Consider the following 8599-nt stretch of genomic DNA (forward strand, 5'->3'; position numbering starts at 1 on the left):
TATTGGCAAATACTTAGTTCAGATTTTTCTAAACTAATGGCCGTGGCAACGATAGACTTCACACATTCACGGGAAGGACACCCAACCTGTGGCGAGGGAGCTTGCTCCCGCTCGGCTGCGTAGCGGCCGCAAACCGGAGAACGCGGAGTGCCAGAATAAGCACCTCGACCGGAGGGGCCGTTTCACGGCCCAGCGGGAGCAAGCTCCCTCGCCACAAGAAGCGCGCGCATTTCCTTGCAACCGGAGCCCCCCCATGGCCAACGCTTTACCCGACCTGAAACTATTGCGCATCTTTGTCAGCGTGGTGCGTCATCAGGGGTTTGCCAACGCTCAGCACGAGCTCAACCTCTCGACGTCGGCCATCAGCACCTACATGAGCCAGCTCGAAGCAGCGTTGGGGCTGGTGCTTTGTCATCGTGGGCGTGGTGGTTTCAGCCTGACCAGCAAGGGCGAGCTCTTCCATCAGGAGACGTTGCGTCTGTTCGGTGAACTTGAAGGTTTCGAACAGTACGCCGCGGCGCTCAAGGGCGAACTGCGCGGTACGCTCAACCTCGGGGTGATCGACTCGACCGTCAGCGATAAGGCTTTGCCATTCGCCGAAGCTATCGGTGCCTACAGTCAGGAGCACCCGGCCGTGCATTTGCATTTGTCGGTGATGAGCCCTTACGAGCTGCAACTCGGCGTGCAAGACAATCGCCTCGATCTGGCCATCGGTGCGTTCTCCACGCGCATGAGCGGGCTGGTCTACATGCCGCTCTACCGAGAACAGCACTGGTTGTATTGCAGCAGTCGCCATCCGTTGTTCGCCGAGCGGCGGATTCCCGAGCAACTGATCACCCAGCAGCGCATGGTCGGTCGTGGTTACTGGAGCCAGGCCGAATTGGCTCGCCACGGCTTCAAGCACAGCGCGGCGACGGTGGAGAGTATGGAAGCGCAACTGATTCTGGTGCTGTCCGGCGCCTACATCGGCTACCTGCCGGAGCACTACGCCCAGGCCTGGGCCGACAAGGGTGATTTGCGCGTGCTGCTGCCGGCCACCTTCGGCTACCAGGCACCGTTTTCGATGATCGTGCGTCGTGGACGCAGTCGTGAGCCATTGATCCAGACCTTCCGCGACTTGCTCAAAGCGCAGCTCAACCAGGCCTGATCGGGAGAATCGTATGTCCAGAATCCAATGCGCCCGTTGCCTGCGCCCGCAAACCCATTGCCTGTGCCCGTTGATTCCCAGCCTCGACAGCCGCACCCGAGTGCTGCTGTTGCAGCATCCGAGCGAGGTGAACCATGCGTTAAACACCGCGCGGCTGGCGGCGCTGGGGCTGAACAATGCCGAACTGATCGTCGGCGAAGTGTTCGAGGATTTGCCGGGTCTGTTGAGTCAACCGGGTTATCAGGCCCGCTTGCTGTTCCCTGCTGACGACGCGCAACCGTTGCAGGCCTATACGCCCGCCGATCAACCGTTGCTGCTGGTGGTGCCGGACGGCACCTGGCGCAAGGCGCGCAAGATGCTGCACCTCAATCCATTGCTGGCAGCGTTGCCCCGAGTGACACTGGCCGAAGGCGCGGTGTCACGATATCGGTTGCGCAAGGCACCAGGGCCTGGGGCGTTGTCGACGGTGGAGGCGATCGTGCAGGCGTTGCAGGTGCTTGAGGCGCCAGCCTCGTTCGAGCCGCTGTTGCGACCATTTGAGGCATTGATTGAAGGGCAGATCGCGGCGATGGGCGAGGAAACATACCAGCGCAATCACGGCGGCTAAACGCGAAAAGATCTTTACCGTTCCCGCATCGCCTCGGTCCGGGCTTTGAGCACAGGCTTGAGCAGGTAATCCAGCACGCTTTTCTCGCCGGTGATGATGTCCACCGTAGCGACCATCCCCGGGATGATCAGCAGCGGCTTAACGTCGCCGCCCAAGTGGTTTTTGTCGGTGCGTACCTGAATCAGGTAAAAGCTGTTGCCCTTGTCGTCGGTGATGGTGTCGGCGCCGATCAGTTCGAGTTTGGCGCTCAGGCCGCCATAGATCGTGTAGTCGTAGGCGCTGAACTTGACCATGGCTTTCTGGGCAGGATGCAGGAACGCCACGTCTTGCGGGCGGACCTTGGCCTCGATCAGCAGGTTGTCTTCCAGCGGCACGATTTCCACTATGTCGCTGCCCGGCTGAACCACGCCACCGATGGTGTTGACCTTCAGTTGCTTGATCACCCCGTGCACCGGCGACACCACCGTGGTGCGGGTGACCTGGTCATCGATGGCAATGCTCGACGCGGTGATTTTCGACAGGTCGGTGCGTTTCTCGTTGAGCTCCTTGGCGGCGTCCGAGCGAAAGCCTTGCACTGATTCATCGATCTTGCTTTTGATCTCGTTGATCGCCGATTCGGCCCGGGGAATCGCCAGGGTGGTGGCGTCCAGCGAACCACGGATTTCCACCGCGCTGCGTTTGAGACGAAGTATTTCCACCGGCGAAACCGCGCCGGTTCCCACCAGCGGCGCCGACATGTTCATTTCCTGTTGGAGCAAACCCAGGCTGGAACTGAACTGGCCCTGTTTGGAACGAAACTCTGCCAATTCCTGGGTTTTTTGTCGAAGTTGTTCCGTCAGTGTGCGTTGCTCGCTGGCCAGGCGACGTTGCCGTTGTTCAAACAGCGAGCGCTCGTCTTCAGCCACTTGTGGGGCATTTGCGATGACCTTGTCAGAGAGCTTGAAAGGCCGACCCTCGGCTTCGGCAGACAACCGCTCGATCTTTGCGATCAAGGCAAAGCGATCCGCTTCACTCTCACCCTTGTTAGACAGAAACCGTGTGTCATCAAGGCGCAGCAGGGTATCGCCTTTGTTCACTATTTGCCCTTCACGCACGAAGATCTCGGTGACGATACCGCCCTCCAGGTTCTGGATCACCTGAACCTTGCTCGACGGTATGGCCTTGCCTTCACCTATGGTGACTTCTTGCAGCACGGCAAATTTGGCCCAGACCAGCGCGGTGATGATCAGCGCCGCGGCGATCCACACTGTCATCCGCGACCAGCGCGGCGAATCCTGCAGCGATGCTGCGTAGATGTCGGGCATGAATTCGCTTTCTGCGCTTTTGCTGAAGCTGTTGAAATAGCCGCGCGAACCTTGTGAAGCAGACATAGGCGACTCCTAAACAGCCGCAGAGCCGACACGGCCCTTGCGCAGTGCATCGATGACCGCTTCTTTCGGACCGTCGGCGACGATCCGGCCGTTGTCCAGCACCACTAGACGGTCCACCAGGCTGAGCATCGAGGTGCGGTGGGTGACCAGCAGCAAGGTTTTACCCGGAAGCCACTTATGCAGGCGTTGGCGCAGAACATCTTCGCTGCTGTTGTCCATGGCGCTGGTGGGTTCGTCGAGCAACATGATTGGCGGGTCGAGCAACAACGCTCGGGCCAGCAGCACCGCCTGACGCTGGCCGCCGGACAGCAACTGGCCGCGCTCACCGACAGGCCGATCAAAGCCTTGCGGGTGCTGGCGGGCGAGGTCAGTGACACCGGTCAGTTCGGCCACTTCGAGCATCCGCGAGTCGCTGATGTAGCGTGCGCCAAGGGTCAGGTTGTCCCGCAGGCTCCCGGCCAGTAGCGGAAGGTCGTGGGCGACATAACCGATTTGCTGGCGCAGGTCGGCGACGTCCAGTTGCCTCAGGTCCAGGCCATCGAGCAGCAGTTGGCCTTCTTCCGGTGCATAGAAACCCATCACCAACCGCGTCAAGGTGCTTTTGCCCGAGCCGCTGCGGCCGATGACACCGATCCGTTCGCCGGGTTTTACACTGAAGCTGACGTTGGACAGAGCCGGGGCGTTTTGCCCGTTGTAGCGGAAGGTCACGCCGCTGACGTCCAGTGCACCCAGCAACTGCGTGCGCTCAAGTGGCCGCTGTTTGGCATCGCGTTCTTGCGGCAGGGACATCAGCGTATCGGTGCTGCGCATGGTCAGCTGGGCTTGTTGGTAGCGGGTGATCAGCCCGGCGATTTGCCCCAACGGTGCGAGGACGCGGCTGCCGAGCATGTAGGTCGCCACCAGGGCGCCGACGCTGAGGTTACTGGCGATGATGCTGTAGACCCCGGCGACGATGGTTGCCATGCCGGAGAACTGCTGGATGAACTGTGTGCCGTTGGTGACCAGCGCCGACAGGTTGCGGGCATGGCTGTCGAGGCGGGTGAGGGCGCCGTGGGTGCTTTCCCATTTGTGCTGGCGTTCGCTTTCGGCGCTACAGGCCTTGAGGGTTTCCAGGCTACCGAGGGTTTCGATCAGCAGTGCCTGGCGTTCGGCGCCAAGCGCCAGACTCTTGCGGACCGTGTCGCGCAGGCGGATCTGGATCATCATCGCGAAGAGGATGGTGATCGGGAACGCCAGCAGCGGGATGACCACCAGCCAGCCACCGAGCAGGCCGATCACCACCAGCATCAGCACCGTGAACGGCAGGTCGATCAGGCTGGTCAGGGTCACGGCGGTGAGAAACTCGCGCAGCCCCTGGAAGTCGTGGATGCTTTGGGCAAAACCGCCAATGGTTGCCGGTCGCGCTTTCATCGACATGCCGGTGATACGTTCGAACAAAGTCGCGGAAAGGATCACGTCGGTTTGCTTCCCGGCGGTGTCCAGCAAATGCGCGCGTACGATCCGCAGCACCAGTTCAAAACCGGTACCGATCAACAGCCCTATAGCCAGCACCCACAAGGTCGAGGTGGCCTGGTTCGGCACTACCCGGTCGTAGGTCTGCATTACAAACAGCGGAACCATCAGCCCCAGCAGGTTAATCAGGAGACTCGCCAGAATCGCATCGCTGTAGAGCCAGCGCGACAGCTTCAAGGTGTCGCGAAACCAGGCCTCGACGCGCGGCACCAGCGGTGAGCGCAAGTCTTCGAGCTCATGTCGTGGCCGGGCGAATAACGCCTGGCCACTGTATTCCTCGGTCAGCTCTTCACGGCTGACCCATTGTTCACCGCCCTCGGCCTCGCTGGGCAGAATCAGCGCCTTGCCATCGTCGCCCCAGCGCCGCAAGACCGCGCAGCGGCCATTCTTGAGGATCAGCATCACCGGCAGGTTGAGCGTTGATATCGACGCCAGTTCACGCCGCAGCAATCGCGCCTGCAAACTGGCCCGAGCCGCTGCACGGGGCAGCAGCTCCAGACTCATGCGTTGCCTGGCCAGTGGCAGCCCGGCACTCAGGCTGGCCCGGCTGACGGTGCAGTCGTGCAGCTTGCAGAGGATCAACAAACCATCCAACAGCGGATCATCAAAGCTCAGGCGTGGATCAACGCCAGTGTTGCCGGGTTCCATGCTGGTCAAATCGATCTCTCCAGTGAGCTATCTCATATCAGGCAAACGGGCTTCGCTCTTCACTTCGGTCTGGGCGATCGCTTCCGCCGGCACCACGACTTTTTCCTTGGTCAATAATTCACCCATGTTCGCCAACACGCGGTACATGGAGAACTCCTCGGTGTAACGCACTTCGGTGTAGCGGCGATTGGCGGTGTACAGCTCGTTTTCACTGTCCAGCAGGTCGAGCAGGGTCCGTTGGCCAAGGCCGAACTGGTCCTGGTAGGCCGTACGTACCCGGGTGGTGGTTTCGGCATATTCACGGGCGGCCGGGGTTTGTTTCCTCGCGTTGACCATGGCGTTCCAGGCCAGGGTGATGTTTTCGTTGAGCATGCGCAGGGCGTTGTTGCGGATGTCCATGGCCTGGTTGATTTTGTGCGCGTCCGATTGCAGGCGGGCCTTATCGCTGCCGCCGCGGAACAGGTTGTAGTTCATGATCACGCCAACCCGCCATTCGTTGTCGTGGCCCAGATCACCTTGCACGTTGTCGTTGGCACCGACTGCCGCTTCGGCATCGAAGCGTGGATAGAACGGCGACTTGGCAATTTCGTACTGGCTCTGGGCGGCATTCATGTCAGCCTGTGCTGATTTAAGGTAAGGGTTGTTTTCCAGCATGCTCTGCCGGGCGTCCGGCAGACTGACGGGGACTTCGCCGCGAACCGAGGGCAGTGTTTCCAGTTCATCGGGCATGCGCCCCACCGCGCTGTAGAAGTTGGCCTCGGCGTCAGCGAGGTCGACCTGTGCGGTGTCGAGGTTGTTTTGCGCCAGTGCTCGACGGGCTTTCGATTGATCAAGGTCAGCATTGCTGCCGACACCGCGCTGAGTGCGCAAGCCGATCTGGTCGTTGACCCGCAAGTGGGCTTGCAGGTTGTTGGTGGCCAGGGTCACCAGCTCTCGGCGCTTGAGCACGTCGAGGTAAACCTCGATGGTGCGCAGGGCCAGGCTCTCGGCGGTGCCACGGGTGAAATAGGCCCGCGAGTTGGACACCGATTTCGTGCGGCCGACCTCGTTAGCGGTATTGAAACCGTCGAAAAGCATTTGCCGCAGGCGCAATTCGGACCGGGTGTACCACTGGGTTTCGGTGTGATTGCCGCTGGGTGTCAGGCCGCGCGTGGTGGAGTTGTCGCTATAGCCGCGTCCGTAAGCGGCACTCAGATCGATGCTTGGGTAGTAGCCTCCTTTGGCAACTTTCACGTCCTCATTGGCAGACAGGCGATTGTCTTGCGCGGCGCGCAGCTCCGGGTGGTTGTCCAGCGTGCTTTGAATCGCTTCGGTCAGTGACATGGCCTGGGTCTGATGTGAACAAGCCATGGCCAATAAAATCGCGCAGCAGAGGGGTTTCGAAACGCCCATAGTCCCTGATCCTGATGGTGCTTATCAGTCGCCAGATAATTGACGAACTTTATAGGTCAAACCGTTTCAGGCTTGTAACAGAGAGCTAAGAACATCTTAGAGAGAAACCAAGAGGAATTTCTCATAAGGTCTATGTCAAAAAAAGCTAATGCGCTCAGCTACCATTTGGGTTTCGGCTCATTCAAGCCAAGCCGGTGTTGAGTGCCCATGGCCCTCCCGACCCCTTCGCCAAAAATAGACCGACAAAATAATGACGAATATCGGCGCAATAGTATCCATTTGTCGGAATATTGGCGCATTACACCTTTCCCTTCGTGTAACACCTTTACAACACCTGACCCGACAACTAAACAAACATCCAACTGATATCAGGGAAGGCCGTCTCCCTGAGTCAGTGCTACCCCAAGATACGGCCCCACCCAGCCATTATTTCAGGAGTCCCTTCCACATGGGCGCTCTCGGTTTATTGCGCGGCATGCGCAGCGCAGCCTCAGGCTCGGTCCCACGTTCGCCCAACCTGTCCTGCGATCCGCTCCTCAAGCGCGGCGAGCTTCTCCACCATCGCGATACCGACGCCCCTCTGCCGGCAGCGCCCATCCAGTCAGGCCCGGCAGTCGGCTGCCCAGCTGGCCGACGATGTCCGGCGGCCGCCTTGCACCGCTCCTGAACAACCTGAGCGGTACAAAAGCGGGACTTCGCCCTAATCGCCTCACAGGCATCGGATGACGACATCGTGAATGGACAGAACACTGCGCCGGTTTGCTCCAGCAAAGAAGAGTCCGTTTTGTGGCTGTTAACAGTCTGTAGCGATTCTTAAAAAAATTGGAATTCTCGGGAGAAAGACATGGCTAGCACCACAACTACCAGCGGCGGAACCGTTACTTCATTTTCCAACACGCCGCAGGCAACGGATGACATCTTCACTACTGGTGTTACTGGCACGGGCAGCGTGACCATCACTGAAGATCTGCAGAAGATCGTGTATCTGGACGTCATGTCCAATGATCTCGGCGGCAACGCGAAGACACTCTGGTCACTCGATAACGCGACCAGTGTTTCTACTGCCACCAAGGTTTATGCTCCGGCCGACCTCCTGACCCAAGACACTGGCAGAGTTGAGGCGACGAGTTCTGACACCAGTTTCAATGGTGCAAAGATCTGGATTACGTCGGATGGCACGGTCGGCTACGACGTTGCTACTTTGTCGGATGCTTTCAAGGTACAACTCCAGGCGCTTGCTGTTGGCGAGTCCCTGACGGATAGCTTTACTTATGCGATTCGTCTCGGCAACGGCACGCTCAGTTGGGCCACTGCGACGGTGCAGTTTGCAGGCAGCAACGACGCGCCGGTGGTGACGGGCACAGTAACTGGCAATGCCACTGAGGACGGGCATGCTGTCACGTTGAACGCGTTAGCACACGCCTCAGACGTCGATCATGGCACTACACTTTCTGTCGTTAACCTCCCGGCCTCCCTCCCGGCCGGCGTGAGCTATGACGCGACAACGCATTCTTTCACGCTTGACCCGACGAACGCTGCCTACCAACACCTCGCAGCAGGCGAGCCGATGACGGTGACGGTGAGCTTTGGTGTTACCGACGGCATTGCCACGACTCCCGGGTCGATGTCATGGTTGATCACCGGTACCAACGACGGTCCGATAGCGGTGGCCGATGTGGCCGCCGGCACGGAAAACCAGACCCTGACCGTTAACGTGCTGGCCAATGATACCGATGTCGACGACGGCCATGTGTTCACGCTGAACTCGGTCAGTGCGCCGGCGAACAAAGGCACGGCCAGCGTGGTCGGCAACCAGCTGCTGTTCAACCCAGGGAGCGATTTCGATCACCTGGCGCAGGGCGTGGTCGAGCACGTGACGCTCAACTACCAGATGCAGGACGAACACGGGGCGCTCTCGAGTTC

The 8599-nt window shown here is 59.7% G+C and carries 6 protein-coding genes; 3 read left to right on the plus strand and 3 right to left on the minus strand.

The window, feature by feature from the left end:
- Window positions 1-253: 253 nt before the first annotated feature.
- Both AC1RKH_RS26785 and AC1RKH_RS26790 read left to right on the plus strand, forming a co-directional pair.
- On the plus strand, window positions 254-1147 hold the full coding sequence (locus tag AC1RKH_RS26785; RefSeq protein WP_123423399.1) for a LysR family transcriptional regulator: 894 nt from the start codon (window positions 254-256) through the stop codon (window positions 1145-1147).
- A gap of 13 nt (window positions 1148-1160) precedes the next feature.
- Entirely contained in the window at window positions 1161-1754 is a 594-nt protein-coding gene (locus AC1RKH_RS26790; RefSeq protein WP_493064326.1) for a tRNA-uridine aminocarboxypropyltransferase, read from the plus strand.
- A 14-nt stretch (window positions 1755-1768) separates the two neighbouring features.
- Here AC1RKH_RS26790 and AC1RKH_RS26795 read toward each other — a convergent pair whose 3' ends face one another.
- Genes AC1RKH_RS26795 through AC1RKH_RS26805 form a run of 3 tightly spaced genes read right to left on the minus strand, consistent with a single transcriptional unit; the run spans window position 1769 to window position 6676 of the window.
- Window positions 1769-3124: an HlyD family type I secretion periplasmic adaptor subunit gene (locus AC1RKH_RS26795; protein ID WP_493064327.1), complete on the minus strand. Its 1356-nt coding sequence runs from the start codon at window positions 3122-3124 to the stop codon at window positions 1769-1771.
- A 9-nt stretch (window positions 3125-3133) separates the two neighbouring features.
- On the minus strand, window positions 3134-5293 hold the full coding sequence (locus tag AC1RKH_RS26800) for a type I secretion system permease/ATPase (protein WP_493064328.1): 2160 nt from the start codon (window positions 5291-5293) through the stop codon (window positions 3134-3136).
- Between the two features lie 18 nt (window positions 5294-5311).
- Window positions 5312-6676: a TolC family outer membrane protein gene (locus AC1RKH_RS26805; protein ID WP_493064329.1), complete on the minus strand. Its 1365-nt coding sequence runs from the start codon at window positions 6674-6676 to the stop codon at window positions 5312-5314.
- Between the two features lie 844 nt (window positions 6677-7520).
- Between AC1RKH_RS26805 and AC1RKH_RS26810 the strand changes: the two genes are divergently transcribed.
- The coding region (locus AC1RKH_RS26810) for an Ig-like domain-containing protein (protein WP_493184055.1) at window positions 7521-8599 on the plus strand (1079 nt) is incomplete at its 3' end.

This window comes from Pseudomonas sp. GW822-FHT06B12 (assembly GCF_058799675.1).